General features: G+C 65.4%; 16 protein-coding genes. 6 read left to right on the forward strand and 10 right to left on the reverse strand.

Translation table 11 applies throughout. The features are described from left to right. Positions 1 to 19 precede the first annotated feature (19 nt). Positions 20 to 541 carry a MarR family winged helix-turn-helix transcriptional regulator gene (locus tag ABQF13_RS11185; protein ID WP_448392810.1) on the forward strand — a complete coding sequence of 174 codons (522 nt, stop codon included), beginning with the start codon at positions 20 to 22 and terminating at the stop codon, positions 539 to 541. 52 nt (positions 542 to 593) lie between these two features. On the opposite strand, the gene ABQF13_RS11190 is transcribed toward ABQF13_RS11185, so the two are convergent. Beyond that, the gene (locus tag ABQF13_RS11190; RefSeq protein ID WP_448392811.1) at positions 594 to 1,832 is read right to left on the reverse strand and encodes a GAF domain-containing sensor histidine kinase; all 1,239 of its coding nucleotides are present in this window, start codon (positions 1,830 to 1,832) and stop codon (positions 594 to 596) included. After that, on the reverse strand, positions 1,829 to 2,494 hold the full coding sequence (locus ABQF13_RS11195) for a response regulator (RefSeq protein ID WP_448392812.1): 666 nt from the start codon (positions 2,492 to 2,494) through the stop codon (positions 1,829 to 1,831). The genes ABQF13_RS11190 and ABQF13_RS11195 overlap by 4 nt, the downstream gene beginning before the upstream one ends. A 115-nt stretch (positions 2,495 to 2,609) precedes the next feature. On the opposite strand from ABQF13_RS11195, the gene ABQF13_RS11200 reads away from it, so the two are divergent. The 3 genes from ABQF13_RS11200 to ABQF13_RS11210 all read left to right on the forward strand — a co-directional run bounded on the left by ABQF13_RS11200 (position 2,610) and on the right by ABQF13_RS11210 (position 6,632). Beyond that, positions 2,610 to 3,413 (forward strand): HAD-IA family hydrolase, encoded by an 804-nt coding sequence (locus ABQF13_RS11200; RefSeq protein ID WP_448392813.1) that lies wholly within the window; start codon positions 2,610 to 2,612, stop codon positions 3,411 to 3,413. A gap of 49 nt (positions 3,414 to 3,462) precedes the next feature. Continuing rightward, a complete protein-coding gene (locus tag ABQF13_RS11205) occupies positions 3,463 to 4,149 on the forward strand; it encodes a nitroreductase family protein (RefSeq protein ID WP_448392814.1) in 687 nt (228 codons plus the stop codon). Positions 4,150 to 4,331: 182 nt separating this feature from the next. After that, positions 4,332 to 6,632 carry a hypothetical protein gene (locus ABQF13_RS11210; RefSeq protein ID WP_448392815.1) on the forward strand — a complete coding sequence of 767 codons (2,301 nt, stop codon included), beginning with the start codon at positions 4,332 to 4,334 and terminating at the stop codon, positions 6,630 to 6,632. A 102-nt stretch (positions 6,633 to 6,734) separates the two neighbouring features. Here the strand turns inward: ABQF13_RS11210 and mmsB are convergent, their stop codons facing one another. From mmsB to ABQF13_RS11250, 8 genes are all read right to left on the reverse strand, one after another. Then, positions 6,735 to 7,625, reverse strand: a complete 891-nt coding sequence (mmsB, locus tag ABQF13_RS11215) for a 3-hydroxyisobutyrate dehydrogenase (protein WP_448393130.1) — start codon at positions 7,623 to 7,625, stop codon at positions 6,735 to 6,737. Next, positions 7,622 to 8,800, reverse strand: a complete 1,179-nt coding sequence (locus ABQF13_RS11220) for an acyl-CoA dehydrogenase family protein (protein ID WP_448392816.1) — start codon at positions 8,798 to 8,800, stop codon at positions 7,622 to 7,624. Before ABQF13_RS11220 ends, mmsB begins: the two co-directional genes overlap by 4 nt. Before the next feature lie 6 nt (positions 8,801 to 8,806). Further along, entirely contained in the window at positions 8,807 to 10,327 is a 1,521-nt protein-coding gene (locus tag ABQF13_RS11225; protein ID WP_448392817.1) for a CoA-acylating methylmalonate-semialdehyde dehydrogenase, read from the reverse strand. Between the two features lie 77 nt (positions 10,328 to 10,404). Beyond that, positions 10,405 to 11,037 carry a class I SAM-dependent methyltransferase gene (locus ABQF13_RS11230; RefSeq protein WP_448392818.1) on the reverse strand — a complete coding sequence of 211 codons (633 nt, stop codon included), beginning with the start codon at positions 11,035 to 11,037 and terminating at the stop codon, positions 10,405 to 10,407. 63 nt (positions 11,038 to 11,100) lie between these two features. After that, a complete protein-coding gene (locus ABQF13_RS11235) occupies positions 11,101 to 14,244 on the reverse strand; it encodes a long-chain-fatty-acid--CoA ligase (protein WP_448392819.1) in 3,144 nt (1,047 codons plus the stop codon). A 23-nt stretch (positions 14,245 to 14,267) separates the two neighbouring features. Beyond that, positions 14,268 to 15,332, reverse strand: a complete 1,065-nt coding sequence (locus tag ABQF13_RS11240) for an acyl-CoA dehydrogenase family protein (RefSeq protein WP_448392820.1) — start codon at positions 15,330 to 15,332, stop codon at positions 14,268 to 14,270. Position 15,333: 1 nt separating this feature from the next. Further along, positions 15,334 to 16,548 (reverse strand): acyl-CoA dehydrogenase, encoded by a 1,215-nt coding sequence (locus ABQF13_RS11245; RefSeq protein ID WP_448392821.1) that lies wholly within the window; start codon positions 16,546 to 16,548, stop codon positions 15,334 to 15,336. Further along, a complete protein-coding gene (locus ABQF13_RS11250; protein WP_448392822.1) occupies positions 16,548 to 17,444 on the reverse strand; it encodes an enoyl-CoA hydratase in 897 nt (298 codons plus the stop codon). The genes ABQF13_RS11245 and ABQF13_RS11250 overlap by 1 nt, the downstream gene beginning before the upstream one ends. 233 nt (positions 17,445 to 17,677) lie before the next feature. Here ABQF13_RS11250 and ABQF13_RS11255 point away from each other — a divergent pair, with 233 nt between their 5' ends. Further along, the gene (locus ABQF13_RS11255) at positions 17,678 to 18,787 is read left to right on the forward strand and encodes an LLM class flavin-dependent oxidoreductase (protein WP_448392823.1); all 1,110 of its coding nucleotides are present in this window, start codon (positions 17,678 to 17,680) and stop codon (positions 18,785 to 18,787) included. 23 nt (positions 18,788 to 18,810) lie between these two features. Continuing rightward, positions 18,811 to 21,345 carry an FAD-binding oxidoreductase gene (locus tag ABQF13_RS11260; protein ID WP_448392824.1) on the forward strand — a complete coding sequence of 845 codons (2,535 nt, stop codon included), beginning with the start codon at positions 18,811 to 18,813 and terminating at the stop codon, positions 21,343 to 21,345. Positions 21,346 to 21,358: the final 13 nt, after the last annotated feature.

The following is a 21,358-nucleotide window of genomic DNA, read 5'->3' on the forward strand; positions in this document are numbered from 1 at the left end:
TGGTGCGGTATGAAGAGGCGTGGCCTCGCAAAACCCGCAGCCGTCGCAGCCCGACCATCGCGACCCGATCGCGCTGGCCCGCGCCAACTGGGAGCGCTCCGGATGGGGTGACGTCGCCGACGGCATGGTCGCGGTCACATCGGTGATGCGGGCCCACCAGATCCTGCTGGCCCGGGTGGAGACCGCGCTGCGGCCCTACGACCTGAGCTTTTCCCGATTCGAGTTGTTGCGGTTGTTGGCGTTCAGCCGTAACGGGGAACTGCCGATCACCAAGGCGTCCGACCGGTTGCAGGTGCACGTCACCAGCGTCACCCACGCGATCCGTCGTCTGGAAGCCGACGGACTGGTGGAGCGGACCCCCCATCCGACCGACGGCCGTACCACGCTGGTGCGGATCACCGACCTCGGCCGCTCGACGGTCGAGGACGCCACGGTGACCCTCAACAAGGAGGTGTTCGCCGACATCGGCATGTCCGAGGACGAGTCGCGGGCGCTCGCCGATTCGATCGAAACGCTGCGCAGGAACTCCGGCGACTTCTAGCGGGCGATTTGTGTGCGTTCAGGAGCGGTGAGCGCCGCAAAACGCACACAAATCACTGGGGTTGGGACGGCAGCGGGATGGTCGCCGTCACCGCTGTCCCCGTGCCCGGGCGGGACCGGATGTTGAGCCGGCCGCCGACGATCTCGGCGCGCTCAGCCATCGACAACAGCCCGTAGCCACCCATCTCGTCGCTGCCCAGTGGATGCTCGAAAGTGTCGAAACCGACGCCGTCGTCGACTATTTCGAGCCGCGCGACCGGCGCAGACCGACCCGCGTCGACGGCGAAGGTGAGCTGGGCCGTCGTGGCGTTGGCGTGTTTGACGACATTTTGCAGGCATTCCTGCGCGATCCGGTACAGCGCGAGCTCGATATGGTCGGGCAGCCGGGTTTCCGCCAGATCCACATCGATGTTCACCTGCGGGATCGAGCGGGCCAGGCTGGCCAGCCCGCCGGCCAGCCCGAGGTCGTCGAGCACCGGGGGCCGCAACCCGCTGATCGCCGCCCGCGCCTCCTGCAGCGTCAACTCCACCAGTTCGCGGGCGGTGCCCAGCTGTTCGGCGGCGACGGCCGGATCGGCGGCGCGGGCCGCCGCATCCAGCCGGTAGGACAGGGTGACCAGGCGCTGCGAGATGCCGTCGTGAATGTCGCCGGCCAACCGGCGGCGTTCGAGTTCCTGCGCCTCGATCACCTGCTCGACGAACACTTCGTGCGCGCGTTCGCGGGCGACCAGCTGGCGGTGCAGCCGGGCCTGGTGCATCGCGCCTGCGATGAGCCGGCCGATCACCAACAGCAGCTCGACGTCGCGTTCGGTGAAGTCGCGCCGCTCGACGGTGTGCACGTTGAGCACGCCGACCAGCCCGCCGGGATCGGTCTCCATCGGAACCGACACCATCGACGTGAAATCCGAACCGCGTAGCGACTGAAACGGCATGTACCGGGGGTCGGACTCTTTGTCCTCGGTGATCACCACGGGTTCGCGGTGGCTGGCCACCCATCCCGAAATCCCTTGGCCCAGCGGCAGTCTGATCTTGCCGACCGCCGCGTCGAACGGCGGCGTCGCACCGGCCAACGTGAGTGAGTGTTCAGTGTCGTCGAGAACGTGCACAAAGCACACGTCGCTGGCGGTCGCCGCGGTGATCATCCGCGCGGCCGCGGCAGCCAACGGCTCGACGCCGGGGCCCTTGGATGCGGCCTGGATCAGTTCGCGCAGCAGCGCCAGCTCGCGGTCGACGGCCAGCGCGTACTCGCTGAGGTCGCGGACCGCGTCGCCGGGCCGGGGTCCTGTGGTCACCGATAGATCCCTTCACGGAGTGCCGTGGCCACCGCGCCGGTGCGGTCACTGACCCCGAGCTTGCGGTAGATCGAGCTGAGGTGGCTCTTGACGGTCTCATCGCCGATCACCAGCTTGGTGGCGATCGCGCGGTTGGACAGCCCGTCGACGACAAACGACAGGATCTCGCTCTCACGTTGGGTCAGGCCTTGGCGCACGCCGGGCCAGAACTCGTCGCGCTGCAACCGTGCAGCGGTGTCGGCGGCCCTGGCCGCCATACCGGGATCGATCGCGGTCTCACCGCGGTGTACGAACTCCAGCTGGCGCACCAGTTCGTCGCTGCTGATGCTCTTCAGCAGGTATCCGGATGCGCCGACGCGCAGAGCCTGGAACAGATACTGCTCGTCGTCGTAGACCGACAGCATCACGACCTTGCGCTCCGCGTTGCGCTCCCGCAGCGCCAGGCATACGTCCAGACCGCTGGAGCCCTCCATCCGCACGTCGCACAGCACGATGTCGGGGTCGAGTTCGTCAATCACGCTGAGCGCCCGCTCAGCGCCGACGGCCTGGCCGACCACTACGACGCGATCGGAGAACGCCGCGAGCATGGCCTTGAGCCCCTCGATCACCATCTCGTGGTCGTCTACCAGCACGATTCGCACCGGTTCGGCGGCTACGGTCATGACAACACCTTATTGCGACCTGATGCTTGGTCGGGGCGGTCGCCGCGCAAGTTGACCTTGACTATCCCCCCAGCGGGGGAGGCGCGAGGGCTGTGACATGCGCCACCCTATTTCCATGTCGATAACGCAGGAGAAGACATGGCGTGCCGGACGCTTCTGGTGGGATCAGGCAGCGCCGGCCGGAGCCGACAGCCAACTGCGGGCGGTCGTCTTCGACCTCGATGCGCTGACCGACATCGAGTGCGACGGCCACCGGGTGGCATACAACGCCGCCTTCGCCGCCCACGGGCTGGACTTCGAGTGGTCAGTGACGCGCTACCGCCAACTGCTCGCGTTGGTCGATGAGCGTCAGCGGGTGGCGGCCGAGTTGCGCAAGCGCTGCGTGGCCACCGAGTCCGATGTGCTGACCGCCCTGCTCGCCGATGACATCTACAACACCAAGACGATGATGTTCGACGAGTTGGTCCTCGAGCACGATCTCGCACCGCGGCCCGGGCTGATCGATCTGCTCACCGACGCGTACGCCGCGGGCGTGCAGGTGGCTGTGGTGACCAACGGGCAGCGCAGCTGGGCGGAGCCGTTGGTGCGCCAGCTGGCCGGCGAGGGCGTCGTCGAAACCGTGGTGACCGCCGACGACGTCCACAAGACGATGCCCGATCCCGACGCGCATCGACACGCGCTGTGGGAGCTGGGCCTGTCGGCCGACGATGCGTTGGCCGTGTGCGGCTCGGCGACGGGCCTGCGCGCCGCGAACGCCGCCGGGCTGGCCACCGTCGTCATCACCGGCGAAGGCACCCCCGACATCCCGACGGCGGTGGCGGTGCGGCCGGACTTCGGTGGCAGCGAGCCGCTACGTATAGCCGAATGTCAACGGCTGCATGCCAGCTGGTGCAAGACGCACAGTTCGTCGGCGGCGTAACAGCCAGGCGTCACTCTGCCGCCGGGAGTCGGCGCGGTAGTTTCATGGGATGACCGACATCCCCACCGTCGAGGACGCGCTTGCCCGCCTCGATATGCCGCTGGCCGAAGCGATGATGACCCAGCGGGCCGTGCGCCGCGTCCTGCCCGACCCCGTCGACGATGCCGTGGTGCTCAAGTGCATCGAGTTGGCGCTGCGGGCGCCCACCGGATCCAACGGGCAGAACTGGGAATTCATCGTGGTGAAGGACCAGCGCGTCAAGGACCGACTCGGCAAGCGTTACCGCCAAGCGTGGTCGCTGTACGGCGCGGCCGGCCGACGCGTCGCCGCCGGTGACGAGTCGATGCAGAAGATCCTGCGGGCCGTCCAATGGCAGGTCGACCACTTCAGCGAGATCCCGGTCCTCGTCGTGCCGTGCCTGCGTGGCGGCGCACGGGTGCCGTACATACCGTCCCCGTTCGTGGGGGAGTCGTCGTTCTTCGGTTCGATCTATCCCAGCGTGCAGAACCTGCTGCTGGCGGCGCGGGCGATGGGGCTGGGCGCGTCGCTGATCACCCTGCCGCTGTGGAGCGTGACGTCGGCACGCAGGATCTTGGGCCTGCCGCTGACGGTGACCCCGGTGTGCATCGTGCCGCTCGGTTGGCCGCGGGGTCGATACGGACCCACCACCCGCAAGCCGGTGCAGGAGGTCGTGCACCTCGACGGGTACGGCAACCGCGCATGGCGCGATGTGTAGGTCAGTCCCGTAGCTGTTCGATGACCGCGCTGAAGTCCTTGTCGGCGTGGTCGGTCGCGAACTCGGCGTAGATCTCGGCGGCGTGGCTGCATCTCCAAATCGGGCTCACTTCGCTGGCCTGCTTTTATCGCAGATAATCGAAAGCGGCAAACGAATCAGCGCCTTGTCGGCATCATTTTGATATGAACATTTCGACCGGGATCGGCTCGAAAATGGAGTTGCAGCGCTGGGTGAGTCGCCTAAAAGTCGCAGCTCGAACCGGCCGCCTTCTAGACCTGGGTCACCATCAAGGAGAGCGACCGTCCGAAAGAAGTCGGACCGATGAGCGTTACATCCCAACCATTGCAATCCGCCAGGTTCTCGCGAGCCGCAGTACCAATGTAGACCCGCACGGACTCCAGATTCGAGGAGCACTGTTCTTGGAGGAGTTGGATCTTGCCGGTGTTGAGTTTCCTCACCCGTTGCGTCTGTTGAATTGTGATGCACAAGCGCGGATCAGCCTTCGCGGCGCCGAGATCAAGGAACTCTGTCTCTCCGGCACGCATGCACGAGGAGTCGAACTCGACCAAGCGAAGATAGCAAGTGACTGCTTGGCAGACAACGGATTCGAAGTCACTGGAACCTTCAGTGCGCGAGGAGTTCAGATCGGCGGCCGTCTGGTGATGAGTCACGCAATCCTTCGAAACGAAACTGAGGCGGCCCGTGAACGCATTGCACTAAACCTCGACAGCGCTGAAGTGAAGGGCGAACTGCTGCTTAACGACGGCTTCGAGGCCCACGGCGAGGTGCTCATTCTTGCCGCACACATCGGCGGGCAACTGAATCTGAACAACGCCGCCATATACAACGCCGGCGCGGACACGCTCAGCTTCGACAGCGCCGAGATTACCGGCGGGATACTGGCGCGCAGGGGTTTCAAGTCCGATGGCAAAGTTCGCGGACCCGAGGCGCGTGTCGGGGGCTTATTCGACTTGAGTGCGGCCACACTAAGAAACACCGGGGACGACGCGCTTCACATCGATCGCATCTCCATCGCCGGCGGATTAGTACTTGCCGACGGATTCGCCGCCGAGGGTTGTGTTCACGCCGTTGATGCCCGTATTGGCGGATCACTAAATCTCAGCACAGCGACTCTTCTGAATCCGGACGGCGATGCCATCAATGTTGACGGTGCCGAAATTGCAAGGAATCTTTACCTCCGAAACGGTTTCGAAGCCGCCGGAACAGTGCGTGCAAACGGTGCAAAGATTGGTGGCGACCTTGAGTTGAGGGGGGCGACGCTACGAAATTGTGGGCGAGAAGCTCTCAAACTCGATGGCATCGCAATCGCGGGTGACCTGATGGCCGGCGCGGCCGGAGCTAGAGGCGTTTTCAGGGCGTGTGGCACTGTCTGCATACTTGGCGCAACTATCGGAGGTGAGGTCAATCTCACCAGGTCTATCGTTCGTCGAAAGAATGACGACGTTGACGACCCTCGAAGAGAGGTCCATGGCCCCGGCGCATGCTTTGACCGGCACTTTGGCTGTGCGCGCAGCACGGCTTGGAGTTGTTCTGCTAAGCGATCACATGTGGAACTCGCGAATATTAAAGCCGACGACTCCGCGTCGGATAGCAACAATTCGGATCACCCGCACGTTCACGTCGGCGCGGTATGCATTAAATCGGCTTCGATGAGGGGGCTTGTGCTGCGGTCCCCGATTCACATCGAGGGTCTAGATCTTCGACGCGCAGTAATCGGTGACTTAGAGACCGGGGAGGAACTGCCGGCTCCTCTGACAGCTACAGGTTGGCGGGTCGCTGATATCCAAGGTCCGGTGCGGGGGAGCACTGGTGCGGCGCGGAGATGGTTGAAGTCGCACCCAAACAAGAAGAAACCTGCTCAACCGTGGTGGGCATTAGCTGAAGTCTATGAACGAAACGGCGACCCTGCAGCTGGACGACGCCTGAGATTCTTTGCAGCGAACAAGGTAACCCGCCAGTCACCAACTCCCACAAAGGTTCCTAGGTTGATGTACGGGGCGTTGGTCGGCCACGGTTATTACCCAATCGCAGCATTAGCCTGGCTCATTATAGTTCTCGCTGTGAGTTCGTTGACGGTGTTCAACATCGAAGACCGCATCGTCCCAGCGAATTACGAGCGCGCGCGAGCTGCCGTGCTAAGAGGTATCTGTGGCGAAAATTCGTCCATAACTGGTGAGCCTGGAAGATTGGGTTGCGCGGCTACGGTATCGGCGAGTATGGGGAACTTCTCTGTTACTGCAAATAGCCCATGTGAGGCATATCCGGGGTATCCCTGTTGGCACTGGTTATCATTTACATTGAATAGCGTAGTTCCCGCATGGGGAACGCCAAACGCGGATTGGATCATTCGAACAGATGGGCCACTCTGGCTGACTGGGTGGCTATTCCTTCTGAAATTTTTCGCATGGAGTTTGCTGGCCCTGCTCCTCGCTGGCGTGACCGGCTTACTTCGAAGGACCTAACCTCGGTGGATCACCGGTCTAGGTATCGAAATGCCGTATATAACAAGACAAGCTGCCGCGTCGCCGAATCTTTACGATCACAAGCGGACCGGCCACTGTAGGTCAGTCCCGTAGCTGTTCGATGACCGCGCTGAAGTCCTTGTCGGCGTGGTCGGTCGCGAACTCGGCGTAGATCTGGGCGGCGTGGCTGCCCAGCGGCGCCTTGGCGCTTGTCGAGTTCACGGCGGCCATCGCCAGGCCGAGGTCCTTGTTCATCAACGCGGTGGCGAAGCCCGGCTGAAAGTCGTTGTTGGCCGGTGACGTCGGCACCGGACCCGGCACCGGACAGTTGGTGTGTACAGCCCAGCAGTTGCCGGTGGCGCCGGTGATGACATCAAACAGGGACTGTGCCGGTAGCCCGAGCTTCTCGGCGAGTACGAACGCCTCGCCGACGGCGATCTGCTGCACCGCCAGCACCATGTTGTTGCACAATTTAGCGGCCTGGCCGGTGCCCGAGGCTCCGCAGTGAATAATCTTGCCGGCCAACGGTTCCAGCACCGGCCGGGCGCGCGCCACGGCGTTGTCTTCACCGCCGACCATGAACGCCAACGTGCCCGCGACAGCACCCTTCACCCCACCGGATACCGGCGCGTCGAGCTGGGCGAAACCGCGGTCGACGGCCTGCTGGTGGACCGAGCGGGCGTCGTCGACGGAGATCGTCGAGGTGTCGATGAACAACGCGCCGTCTTTGGCCGCGGGCAACACCTCGGCATAGCACGACTTGACGATGTCGCCGTTTGGCAGCGAGGTGATCACGACGTCCGCGTCGCCGACGGCCGCGGCGCCGCTGTCGAACACCTGGGCACCCTTCTCGGCAGCCGCGTCGCGCGAGCCCGGCACCGGGTCGAAACCGTGGACTGTGTGGCCCGCGGCAACCAGATTCGCCGCCATCGGCCCGCCCATGTGGCCCAACCCCAGAAACGCGACCGTGCTCATGCGATCTCCCTGCTTTATGCCGACGCGCGGGCCCTGGCCGCTTCGGCCCGACCGATGACCACGCGCATGATTTCGTTGGTTCCTTCCAGGATCCGATGCACCCGCAGATCGCGGACGATCTTCTCCAGCCCGTACTCGCGCAGATATCCGTATCCGCCGTGCAGCTGCAACGCCTGATCGGCGACCTCGAAGCAGGCGTCGGTGACGTAGCGTTTGGCCATCGCGCACAGTTCCACCTTCTGCGGGTGGTCCTCGTCGAGCGCAGCAGCCGCGCGCCACAACAACACTCGCGACGTCTGCAACGAGGTGGCCATGTCGGCGAGCGAGAACCGGATCGTCGGTTCGTCGAGCAGCGCGCCGCCGAACGCCTGCCGGTCGGCGAGGTAGCGCGCCGCCTTCTGGTGAGCGGCCTGCGCGCCGCCCAGCGAACACGCGGCGATATTGATCCGGCCGCCGTTGAGGCCGTTCATCGCGATGCCGAAGCCGGCACCTTCTCCGTCGGCGCCGCCGAGCATCGCGTCGGCGGGCACCCGCGCGCCTTCGAAGATCACCTGCGCGGTCGGTTGGGCGTTCCAGCCCATCTTCAGCTCGTCAGCACCGAAACTCAGCCCCGGCGTGTCCTTTTCGACGAGGAACGCCGAGATGCCACGGTGGCCCGGCGGTGAGTCCTGACCGCCGGTGCGGGCCATCACCACGTACACGTCCGACGACCCGGCGCCGGAGATGAACTGTTTGACGCCGTCGAGCACGTAGTCGCCGCCTGAGCGAACGGCCCTGGTGCGCAATGCGCTTGCATCCGAGCCCGCGCCGGGTTCGGTCAGGCAATAGCTGGCGATGTTCTCCATCGACGCCAACCGCGGCACCCAGGCCTTGCGTTGTTCGGGGGTGCCGAACGTGTCGACCATCCACGCGCACATGTTGTGGATCGACAGAAACGCGGCGATGCTCGGATCGGCCTTGGCCAGCTCCTCGAAGATCCGCACCGCGTCGAGCCGGCGCAATTCGCTGCCGCCGACGTCGTCGCGGCAGTAGATGGCCGCCATGCCGAGCTCGGCCGCCTCGCGCAGCACGTCGGTGGGGAAGTGCTTGGCGGCATCCCACTCCAACGCGTGTGGCGCGAGGCGCTTCTCGGCGAACGCGGCCGCCGTCTCGGCGATCACGCGCTCGTCGTCGTCGAGCCCGAAGTAATCCACGGACGCCTACTTCATGGTGGGCAGGACGAACTCCGCGCCGTCCTTGATGCCCGAGGGCCACCGCTGCGTAACGGTCTTGGTCTTGGTGTAGAACAGGATCGAGTGCGGCCCGTGCTGGTTGAGGTCGCCGAAGCCGGAGCGCTTCCAGCCGCCGAAGGTGTGGTAGGCCACCGGAACCGGGATCGGCACGTTGACGCCGACCATGCCGACCTGCACGCGCGAGACGAAGTCGCGGGCCGCGTCGCCGTCGCGGGTGAAGATCGCGACCCCGTTGCCGTACTCGTGTTCGGAGGGCAGCCGCAGCGCCTCGTCATAGTCGTGCGCCCGGACCATGCACAGCACCGGGCCGAAGATCTCGTCGGTGTAGATCGACATGTCGGTGGTGACGTGGTCGAACAGGGTGGGCCCGATGAAGTAGCCGCCCTCGAGGCTGTCGTCGCCGAATTGCAGTTCGTCGCTGCCGCGTTCGCGTCCGTCGACCACAAGTTCGGCGCCGGCGTCCACACCCTGGGCAATGTAGTCGCGCACCCGCGCCAGCGCGGCCTCGGTGACCAGCGGCCCGTAGTCGGCCTTGGGATCGAGGCTGTGGCCGACCCGCAGGTTGTTGATGCGTTCGACGAGCCTGGCGCGCAGGCGATCTGCGGTCTGCTCACCGACCGGGACGGCGACGCTGATCGCCATGCAGCGTTCCCCTGCGCTGCCGTAGCCCGCCCCGATCAACGCGTCGACGGCTTGGTCGAGGTCGGCGTCGGGCATGACGATCATGTGGTTCTTGGCGCCGCCGAAGCACTGTGAGCGCTTTCCGTTGGCGGCCGCGCCGGAGTAGATGTACTGCGCGATGTCGGAGCTGCCGACGAAGCCGACGGCCGCGATGGTCGGGTGCTCGAGGATGGCGTCGACGGCCTCCTTGTCGCCGTGTACGACCTGGAACACGCCGGGCGGAAGCCCCGCCTCGATGAACAGCTCGCCCAGCCGCAGCGGAACCGACGGGTCCCGCTCAGAAGGCTTGAGAATGAAGGCGTTTCCGCATGCGAGCGCCGGGCCCGCCTTCCACAACGGGATCATCGCCGGGAAGTTGAACGGGGTGATGCCCGCGACCACGCCGAGCGGCTGGCGCAGCGAGTACACGTCGATACCCGGGCCGGCGCCCTCGGTGTACTCACCCTTGAGCAGGTGCGGGATGCCGACGGAGAACTCGATGACCTCGATGCCGCGCTGGACGTCGCCGCGTGAGTCGGCGAGCGTCTTGCCATGTTCGAGAGAGAGCAGTTCGGCGAGCTCGTCGATGTTCTGGTTGACCAGCTCGATGAACTTCATCATGACGCGTGCGCGGCGCTGCGGGTTCCACGCCGCCCACTCCTTTTGTGCATCGACGGCGCCTGCCACCGCGGCGTCGACGTCGGCGGCCGAGGCCATCGGCACCGTGGCCTGCACCTGCCCGGTGCTCGGGTTCAACACGTCGGCGGTGCGCTTGGACTCACCGGCGGTGCGCTGCCCGTTGATGAAGTGCGGAATCTGCTTGGTCATGAGCTTGCCCTTCGCTACTAGATAGTTGGATATCCTAGTAATGCGCTGGGCACGTACGCAAGGGGTGCGCTGCCCGATCAGCGTCGTTGTGCCCGCAGCACCGCGTCGGTGCGGGTGATCGGGTTGCCGTCGTGGTCGGCGCCGGGGCGCACCCTGGTCTCGGCGACGACGACATGCCAGCCGGCCGGGTCCAGGGCGTCGAGCAGTTCCTCCACCCGGAAGAACGCCTCCAGAGGAGGCGCTGCGGGGTCATCGGGTCGGTCGTCGGGATGATGGCCGACGATCAGCAGCGTGCCGCCGGGCGCCACCGCATTACCGAGGCGGCGAAAGGCCGACGTCCGTTGCGGCACACCGTGAAGGTAGTGGCTGGTCACCAGATCGAAACGGGCGGCGGGCGGCGTCCAGCTACCGAGATCGGCGTGCACCCAATCGATTCGGTCGCCCAAGTTGGCGTCGTCGGCGCGTCTTCGCGCGTGCTTGAGCGCGGCGGTGGAAAAGTCCGCGGCGGTCACCTGCCAGCCCTGCGTGGCAAGCCACATCGCGTCGGACCCGTTGCCGCAACCGGCATCCAGCGCTCGGCCGGGTTTGAGCGCGCTGACTTCGGCGCGCAGTTGCGGGTTCGGCTCGCGGCTATCGGCGGTGGCCTGGCGGGTGCGGTAGACCTGCTCCCACCGCTCGTCCCAGTAATTCTGATCAAGTTCGCTCGTCATACCTCCACCATCCGGTGAGGTCTCCTAGGTGGCAACACATATTGCCGTATTGGCAATTGGAGGTCAGAGGTCGAGCAACCGGATGGTCTCGGCGCGCATGTCGACCTTGCGCACCTTGCCGGTGACGGTCATCGGGAACTCCTCGACGATGTGGACATAGCGCGGGATCTTGTAGTGCGCGAGCTTTCCGGTGGCGAATTTGCGCACCGCGGCGGCATCGAGCGGCTCTGCACCCGACCGCATCTTGACCCAGGCGCAGATCTCCTCGCCGTAATCGTCGTCGGGTACACCGATCACCTGCACATCCTCGATATCGGGGTGGGAGTGCAGGAAGTCCTCGATCTCACGGGGGTACACGTTCTCGCCCCCGCGGATCACCATGTCCTTGATGCGCCCGACGATCCGGCAGTACCCGTCGTCGCGCATCACGGCGAGGTCGCCGGTGTGCATCCAGCCGTCGCCGTCGATGGCCTCGCGGGTCTTGTCCTCGTCGCACCAGTAGCCGGTCATCACCGAGTAGCCCCGCGTGCAGAACTCGCCTGGCACACCGCGGTTGAGCGTCGTTCCGGTGTCGGGGTCGACAACCTTGATCTCGACGTGGGGGTGCACACGCCCGACGGTGGCGGTGCGCCGGTCAAGGTCGTCGTCGATGCGGGTCTGGCAGGACACCGGAGAGGTCTCGGTCATGCCATAGGCGATCGACACCTCCGACATGTGCAGTTCGTTGATGCAGCGCTTCATGAGCTCCACCGGGCAGGTCGCGCCCGCCATGATTCCGGTGCGTAACGACGACACATCGCGTCGCGCCAGGTCCGGGTGGGCCAGCATCGCCACGAACATGGTCGGCACCCCGTAAACGGCGGTGCAGCGTTCGGCCTCGATGGCCGCCAGCGTCGCCGCCGGGTCGAAGCCGGGGGCCGGGATCACCATGGTCGCGCCGTGGGTGGTGGCACCGAGGTTGCCCATCACCATGCCGAAACAGTGGTAGAACGGCACCGGGATGCACAGCCGATCGTCTTCGCGGAGGTTGATCAGCTCGGTGACGAAGAAGCCGTTGTTGAGGATATTGCGGTGTGACAGCACCGCGCCCTTCGGTGAACCCGTTGTGCCCGAGGTGTATTGGATATTGATGGGATCCGATGGTGCCAGGCTGGTCATCCGGGCGCGCAGGTCGTCGACCGAGATGTCGTCGGCCCGCCGTCGAAGTTGCTGCCAGTCGTCGGTGCCGACGAACACCACCTCGGTCAGGTCGGACGCTGCCGGACGCACTTCGGCGACCATGGCGCGGTAGTCGGAGGACTTGAACTCGGTGGCCGCCACCAGCATCCGGATCCCCGAGTGCTGTAGCACGTAGGTCAGCTCATGCGTGCGGTAGGCGGGGTTGACCGTCACGAGGATCGCGCCGACTTTGGCGGTGGCGTACTGCAGGATCGTCCACTCCGCGCAGTTGGGTGCCCAGATACCGACGCGGTCGCCCGCCGCGATTCCGAGAGCCATCAAACCCCTTGCGACGACGTCGATTTCGGCATTGAGTTCGGCATAGGTCCAGCGTCGGCCGGTGGTCACGTCGACGAGCGCGTCGACGTCGGGATGGGCCGAGACCGTGCGTTCGAAATTGGCCCCGATGGTCTCCTCGAGCAGGGGGACGTCGGTCGGCCCCGCGGCGTAGGCAAGAGCCGCCGCATAGGTCTCACGCAGCACGTTCTTGAGGACCTTGCCGGCCGCGTTGCGGGGTAACTCCTGGACGAGCGCGATGCGTCGCGGTCGCTTGTAGGCGGCCAGCTGCGCCCGGCAGTGCGACTCGATCTCGGCCTCGGTCGGCGGGTCGGCGGCGTCGCGCGGCACGATCACCGCCATCGGTGTCTCGCCCCAATCCGGATCGGGCACACCGATCACCGCCACCTCGGCGACCTTCGGTTGGGCCGCCACAGCGCTCTCCACCTCGGCGCTGTAGATGTTCTCACCGCCCGAGATGATCATGTCCTTTTTCCGGTCGACCACATAAATGTAGCCCTGCTGGTCCTGCCGGACCAGGTCACCGGAGTGGAACCATCCGCCCCGAAAGGCCTCGGCAGTCTCGGCGGGCTTGTTCCAGTACTCCGTCATCACCAGCGGGCCCAGATACACGATCTCGCCGACGGTGCCGGGCGTGACGTCGTTCATGTCCTCGTCGACGATGCGCGCCTCGACGTTGAGCATCGGGGTGCCCACCGAGCCGATCTTGGCCACCGCGTCCTCGCCCCGCAGCAGGCAAGTGATCGGACTGCACTCGGTCTGGCCGAAGGCGGCGATGATCTCGGCCTGGGGGAACGCGTCGATCATGTTCTGCAGCAACGTCGTCGATGCGGGCGCTGCGCCCCACCAGACCCGGCGCAGACGCGACAGATCCCAGTCGGCGAGGTTGTCCAGTGCGCATACCGTCTGCCACTGCGCCGGTGTCATGAAGCACGACGACACCCGCTCGTCGACAATCGTGCGGATGGTGGCCTCGGCGTCGAAACCGCCCGACGGCGGAATCACGACCTTGCCGCCGGTCAGAAACGCCGGCAACATCCCGGAGATCCCCGCGGTGTGGAACAGCGGGGCGACGCCCATCCAACAGTCGTCGTCGTCCCGGTGGCCGAGGCTGGCCATCGAACTGAACGCATGCAGATAGAGATTGCGGTGGGTGAGCACCGCACCCTTGGGGAAGCCGGTGGTCCCGGAGGTGTACACGAGGAACGCGGGGGCCTGGTCGACGTCGGGTCCGCCGACAGGGTCGGCACTGGCAGCGGTGATGGCGTCCTCGAAGTCGCCACCGATGGTCAACACGGTGTGTACTGACGGCGCGGCGGCGCGTGCCTTCTCGGCGACGGCGGCGAGGTCACCATCGACGATCACCGCGGAAGAACCGCTGTCAGAAAGCACATAGCCGACCTCGTTGGCGACGAGCCGGAAGTTCACCGGGACCACGATCGCGCCCAGGCGCAGTGCGGCGAACCAGCTTTCGACGATCTCGATCCGGTTCAGCCCCAGCACTGCCACTCGGTCGCCACGGCCGACGCCACGCGCCGCCAGCGCGTTGGCCAGGCGCGTCACCCGGCGGTCGATTTCTTCGAACGTGCATCGTCGTTGCCAGTCGACGAACGCGACGTCGGCCGGACGCACTCGCGCCTGCCGCGTGAGTGCGTCGCTGAGCGTGATACCCGTGGACGGCGAGATGGTCATCGCTGGCTCCTCCCGATGCGGGTTTACAAACCGACGCGGTCGGCGAGCAGCGCCCGGTGATGGGTGCTGCTGCCGAACAGGGCTGCGGTGGTCTTGGCACGGCGGAAGTACAAATGGATGTCGTGCTCCCAGGTGAACGCGATGCCACCGTGCACCTGCATCGCCGCACCGGCGCACATAGCAAAGGTGTCGGCGGCCTGGGCCTTGACCAGCGGAGCGGTGATCGCGAGCTGCTCGGGATCGGCGGCGCTCATCGCGGCGTACATGACAGCGACCCTGGTGGCGTCGATCTCGATCATCATCTCGGCGCACGCATGCTTGACTGCCTGGAACGAGCCGATCGGTCGATCGAATTGCCTTCTGCTGGTGGCATATTCAACCGACAGCTCCAGACACGTTTCGGCGCCGCCGAGCATCTCGGCTGCCAACAGCACACGCGCCACGTCGAGTACCCGCTCCCAGGAGTCGGACGACGCCAGCTCCTCCGCGGGCGCCCGCTGCAACGTGAGCCGGGCGACCGGTCGGGTGGTGTCGAACGACGGCAGCGGTGCCACGGAAACGCCGGGGGCGTCGGCGGCCACCAGGTACAGCCGAAGCGCTCCGTCGTGCTCGGCCGGTATCAGAAACAGGTCGGCGACGTGTCCGTGCAGCACCGGTGAGCAGGTGCCCGACAAGGTGATGCGGTCGCCGGCGACGTTGGCTCGCACCGCCGTGTCCGGCTCTGCCAATGCGAAAGCTCCGATCGCTTCCCCGCTCAGCAACCCGGGTAGCAGCCTGCGGCGCTGTTCCTCGTCGCCCATCCGCAGCAAGGCCTCGGTCACCAAGACGGTGCCCGGCAAGGGAACCGGCGTCAGCCCCCGGCCGAGCTCTTCGAAGACGATGGCGGCCTCCACCAGGGATCCGCCCGCGCCGCCGTACTCGGCCCCGACGTGTATCGCGGGTAGCTCCATTTCAGTGCACAGCCGCCGCCACAGGTGTTCGTCGAACCCCGACATCTCGCGTACGCGATGCAGCGGCGCTGCCTCGCAGAGCAGGCCACGCAGCGCGGCACGAAAGTCGTGCTGCTCGGTGCTGTACCGGAAATCCATGTCAGCGGGACTCCTTGGGCAGACCCAACAGCTGCTCGCCGATCACGTTGCGCTGAATCTGTGAGCTGCCGGCATAGATGGTTGCGGCGCGCGCGTACAGCAGCTCATCCATCCAGCAGCTGGCAGAGTTGGGTGTGCCTGCTGCCGGAATGATCAGCGCCGCACCGTTTCCCGGGCCTTCGGGGCTGAGTGCATCGAGGCCGAGGATTTCGACTGCGAGTTCGGTGTAACGCTGGAAGTACTCGCTCCAGATGACTTTGTGTATCGCCGCGTCGGCGCCGGGACGCTCCCCGTTCAACAACGCTGTCAGACCGCGAAACCCCTGATAGCGCAAGATCTGCACGCGTGAATAGCACCACGCCAGCTCGTCGCGCACGTGTGGATCGATGTTCCGTCCGCGCTGCCGGGCCAGAATCACCAGCCGCTCAAGATCACGGCCGAACTCCGCTGCGGCGGTGATGATCTGTGAGCCACGTTCGAAACCGAGCAGTGTCATCGCGGTGCGCCAGCCGCCGCCAACGCCACCGAGCACATCGGCGGCACGGGCGCGGGCATCGGTGAAGAACACCTCGCTGAACGAGGCGTGTCCGGCGGCGTTGACGATCGGCCGCACCACGACGCCGGGTTGCTCGATCGGCACCAGCAGCATCGACAGGCCGCGGTGCTTGGGCGCATCGGGGTCGGTGCGGGCGAGCACGAAGATCCAGTTGGCCGTGGGACCGGCCGAGGTCCAGATCTTCTGTCCGTTGATAACCCAGTCGCCGCGATCCAGCACCGCCTTGGTTCGCACGGAGGCCAGGTCGGAGCCGGCCTCGGGTTCGGAGAACCCTTGGCACCAGCGGTCCTCGCCGGTCAGGATGCGCGGTAAGAAGTGGCGCTTCTGCTCCTCGGAGCCCAGCGCGATCATCGTGTTGCCGAGCAGTTCGATGCCGGCCAGATCGTTCTCGTCGCGGTCGGGGGCGCCGGCGCGGGCGAACTCCTCGGCCAGCACCAGCTGCTCGATCACCGAGAGCCCGCCACCGCCGTACTCCTTGGGCCAGGACACCGCGATCAGACCGCGATCGGCGAGGATCTTGCGCCACCGCGCCCCGAGCTGTTCGCGCTCGTCAGGCGGCAGCGCACCGGCACCAACCCAGTCACTCGGCAGGTGTTCAGCCAGAAACGCCCGGATCTGGTCGCGGAAGGCGGTCGCCTCCGGCGGGTAGTCGACGTCCATCAGGGCCGCCGCTTGGCCGCAGGGAGGATCTCCGGTGACAGCCGCCAGTCCTCGAGCCCGTGCGCGACGGTGCCGATGCCCAACGGATCGCCGGTGATGTCGGCCCAATGAGCATGGTTAAGCTGATGCAGCGAGAAGCAGGCGTCCAGCGCGCTGCTGAACCCCATGGCGTCGACGCTTTGGTTCACCGACTCCTTGATGAGCAGTGCGGCCAGGGTCGGCACCTTGGCGATCCGACGGGCGAATTCGACGGTGTTCTGCGCCAGTTCGTCGTTGGGAAAGACCTTGCTGACCATCCCGAGAGCGTGCGCATCGTCAGCGCTGAGCGCGTCGCCGGTGAGCAGCAGCTCTTTGGCCTTGCGGGGGCCGAACTCCCACGGATGGCCGAAGTACTCCACACCGCACATTCCGAGGCGGGTTCCGACGACGTCGGCGAAGATGGTGTCGTCGGCCGCGACGATGAGATCGCAACACCACGCCAGCATCAGCCCGGCCGACAAGACCATCCCGTGTACCTCGGCGACGGTGATCTTGCGCAGATTGCGCCAGCGCTTGGTGTTCTCGAAGAAGTAGTGCCATTCCTGCCGATGTCGTGTCTCGACCCCGCCGATCGTTCCGCCGTTGCAGAGATACGTCCGGTGCTGACCGGGTCCGGGTGAACGCTCGCGAACGTCGTCGGAGGATCCCAGGTCATGGCCGGCGGAGAAGGACGGCCCGGCACCGCGCAGGATGACCACCCGCACGGCATCGTCCTCTTCGGCGAGCTCAAAAGCCGATCCGAGCTCGACAAGCATTCCGCGGTTCTGCGCGTTGCGCTGTTTCGGGCGGTTGAGTGTGATGACGGCGATTCGGCCGTCATCGAGGAGCTCGTAATCGAGGTAGTCGAAATGCTGCACGAAAATGCTCCCTTCGGGTCGTCACCGCTTTAGGCGCGGCCACGCTGCTCATCGAGCAGGCTACGCGGACCCAACGCGGTATGTCCATAGCCAGTACGTCAGTTACGAAATAATTGAAGAAGTAAATCGCCAAGACAGTAGCCTACTTGCGCTAGATGAAGTATCTTGCTAGTACTGTGGTGCACATCGCAGCGAGCCGTCTGGCGAGCGGGCAACTACTGAGAGGGCTGAAGATGGAACTGGGACTATTTCTCATGCCGGCGCACCCGCCGGAGCGCAGCCTGTACGACGCGACCCAGTGGGATCTCGAGCTGATCCAACTCGCCGACGAACTGGGTTACGTCGAGGCGTGGGTCGGCGAGCACTTCACCGTGCCCTGGGAGCCGATCTGCGCACCGGACCTGCTGCTGGCCCAGGCGCTGCTGCGGACGAAGTCGATCAAGTTGGCGCCCGGCGCCCATCTGCTTCCGTACCACCATCCGGTGGAATTGGCGCACCGGGTCGCCTATTTCGACCACCTCGCCCAGGGCCGCTTCATGCTCGGGGTGGGTGCCAGCGGTATCCCCGGCGACTGGGCGCTCTTCGATGTCGACGGGCAGAACGGTGAGCACCGGGAAATGACCCGGGAAGCACTCGAGATCATGCTCAAGGTCTGGACCGAGGACAACCCGTGGGAGTACCGCGGAAAGTACTGGAATGCCAACGGGATCGCCCCGATGTTCGAAGGCCTGATGCATCGGCACATCAAGCCCTTCCAGGCGCCTCACCCGCCGATCGGGGTGACCGGGTTCAGCGCCGGCTCCGAAACGCTCAAGCTTGCCGGTGAGCGCGGCTATCTTCCGATGAGCCTCGATCTGAACACCGAGTACGTCGCGACGCACTGGGACGCAGTGCTCGAGGGGGCCGCCCGCAGCGGCCGTACTCCGGACCGCCGCGACTGGCGCCTGGTGCGCGAGGTCGTCGTCGCTGAAACCGACGAACAGGCATTCCGATACGCCGTCGACGGCATGATTGGCCGCTTCATGCGCGAGTACGTTCTGCCGACGTTCCGGATGTTCGGCATGACCAAGTTCTACAAGCACAACCCCTCGGTTCCCGATGAGGACGTAACACCGGAATACCTGGCGGAGAACACTTTTGTGGTCGGCTCCGTCGAGACAGTGGTCGACAAGCTGGAGGCCACCTATGACCAGGTCGGCGGCTTCGGTCACCTGCTGACCCTCGGTTGCGATTACAGCGACAACCCCGGACCGTGGAAGGAGTCGATGCGGCTGCTTGCCGAGGAGGTCATGCCCAGGCTGAACGCCCGCATCGCCAATAAGCCCGCGATCGCAATCGCCTAGTCGCCGAATCGAAAGGCATCGCGATGGACCCACACAAGATCACCGTCCGGTACTCAGACGGTGCGTGCAGAATGATGACCGCGCGGCCCGACCAGACGATTCTGGAAGCTGCGGAAGAAAACGGCATTGCGATCGTCAACGAGTGCCAGAGCGGCATCTGCGGCACCTGTGTGGGCACCTGCCGCTCCGGTGAGTACGAGATGGGACGTACCGAAGGGCTATCCGAGGTCGAACGCGACGCGCGAAAGGTGCTGACGTGCCAGACATTCGCCAACTCCGACTGCCTTATCGACCTGCAGTACCCGGCTGACGACAACGCTGCCAAACTGGTCGCCGGGCATGCCACGGTCACCGAGGTGCAGCTCATCTCGTCGTCCACGGCCATTCTGCGGCTCGACGTTTCGGCTATGCCCGCGCTGTCCTACCAGGCGGGGCAGTTCGCGCAGTTGCAGGTTCCCGGAACGGACACGTGGCGCAATTACTCCTATGCGCATCCGGCCGACGGACGCGCTGAACTCGAGTTCATCATCCGGTTGCTTCCCAGCGGTGTCATGTCGGACTACCTGCGCGACCGCGCCAAACCCGGTGACCGAATCGCCTTGCGCGGCAGCAAAGGCAGCTTCTACCTACGACCGGTGGTGCGCCCGCTGGTCCTGGTCGCCGGTGGCACCGGATTGTCGGCGGTGCTGGCGATGGCGCAGAGTTTGACCGGCGATCCCGGCCAGCCGATCCACCTGCTGTACGGGGTCACCGACGTCGAGGACCTCTGCAAACGCGACGAGCTCGTGCAGTTGCAGCAGCGGATCCCGAACCTATGCGTGCACACGATCGTGTCACGTGCCGATGACCGCTGGTCCGGGCCGGTCGGGCTGGTGACTGATTTGCTCGACGATGAGATGCTCGCCGGCGGCGACGCAGATGTCTATCTGTGCGGTCCGGCCGCGATGGTGGAAGCCGTCCGGAACTGGTTGGACAACCGCAACATTCACCGCATCGGCCTTTACTATGAGAAGTTTGTGCCGAGCGGGGCGGCACGGCGGCGCGTCCCGCTGCGGCTGGACTACGCCGATGTCGATCTGGCCGACGTGCGGTACCGCGGTCGCGGCACCGCCGTCGTCATCGGAGGCAGCATCGCCGGCATTGCCGCCGCCAAGATGCTGACCGAGTTCTTCGAGCGGGTGATCGTGCTGGAGAAGGACGACCCGCACCGCCGCCGCGAAGGTCGTCCGGGTGCCGCTCAGGGCTGGCATCTGCACCACCTGCTCACCGCCGGGCGCATCGAGTTGGAGCGGATATTCCCCGGCATCATCGACGATATGGTGCGCGAAGGCGCATTCGACGTCGACATGGCCGCTCAGTACCGGATCCGGCTGGGCGGCACCTGGAAGAAGCCGGGAACCGGCGATATCCAGATCGTCTGCGCCGGTCGTCCGCTGCTCGAGTGGTGCGTGCGCCGTCGCCTCGACGACGAACCGCGCGTCGAGTTTCATTACGAGGCAGAGGTCGCCGACCTGGTCTACGACCGCGAAGCCAACACCGTGATCGGCGTCGCCGTGGACCGGCGCGGTGAATTGGAGGTCGTGCCCGCTGAATTCGTCGTCGACGCCTCGGGCAAGAACACCCGCGTTCCGGAGTTCCTCGAGCAGGCCGGGATCGGGGCGCCCGAGATCGAACAGGACATCATCAACTGCTTCTACTCGACCATGTACCACTGGGTACCACCCGAACGTCAGTGGCAGGACAAGGTGATGATGATCTGCTACGCGTACCGTCCGTATGAGGACACCTACGCGGCGCAGTACTACACCGATAGTTCGCGCACCATCCTGTCCACCACACTGGTCGCCTACAACTGCTATTCGCCGCCGCGCACCGCCGAGGAGTTTCGTCGCTTCGCCGACCTGATGCCCTCACCGGTGGTCGGCGAAAACATCGACGGCCTGGAACCGGCATCGCCGATCTACAACTTCCGCTATCCCAACATGCTGAGGCTGCATTACGAGAAGAAGCGCAACCTGCCCAGCGGATTGCTGGCGGTGGGCGACGCCTACACCAGTTCCGATCCGGTGTCGGGACTCGGTATGACCCTGGCGCTCAAGGAAGTCCGCGAGATGCAGACGCTGCTCGCGAAACGCGGATCCGGTGACCCCGATCTGCCGCGGCGCTACTACCGTCGGATCGCGAAGCTGGCCGACACCGCCTGGTTTGTGATCAGAGAGCAGAACTTTCGGTTCGACTGGTTGAAGGATGTGGCCAAGAAGCGGCCGTTCTACTTCGGCGCACTGACCTGGTACATGGACCGGGTGCTGGAACTGGTACACGATGACCCCGAAAGCTACGGCGAGTTCCTGGCGGTTGTCCATCTGGTCAAGCCACCGGCGGCGCTGATGTCACCGAGGTTTGCCACGCGGGTGCTGGGCAATTGGGCGCGGACCAGGCTGTCGGGCCAGCAGACGCTGATTGCCCGCAACTACCAGAACCGCACGGTTCCCGCCCCCGACCACCTCGAGCAATCCCAGGCACTGACAGCCGGTTTCGCCGCAAGCCACACCCGCTAGAGAAGGGGCACAG

The sequence above is a fragment of the Mycolicibacterium sp. XJ879 genome (genome assembly GCF_053483935.1).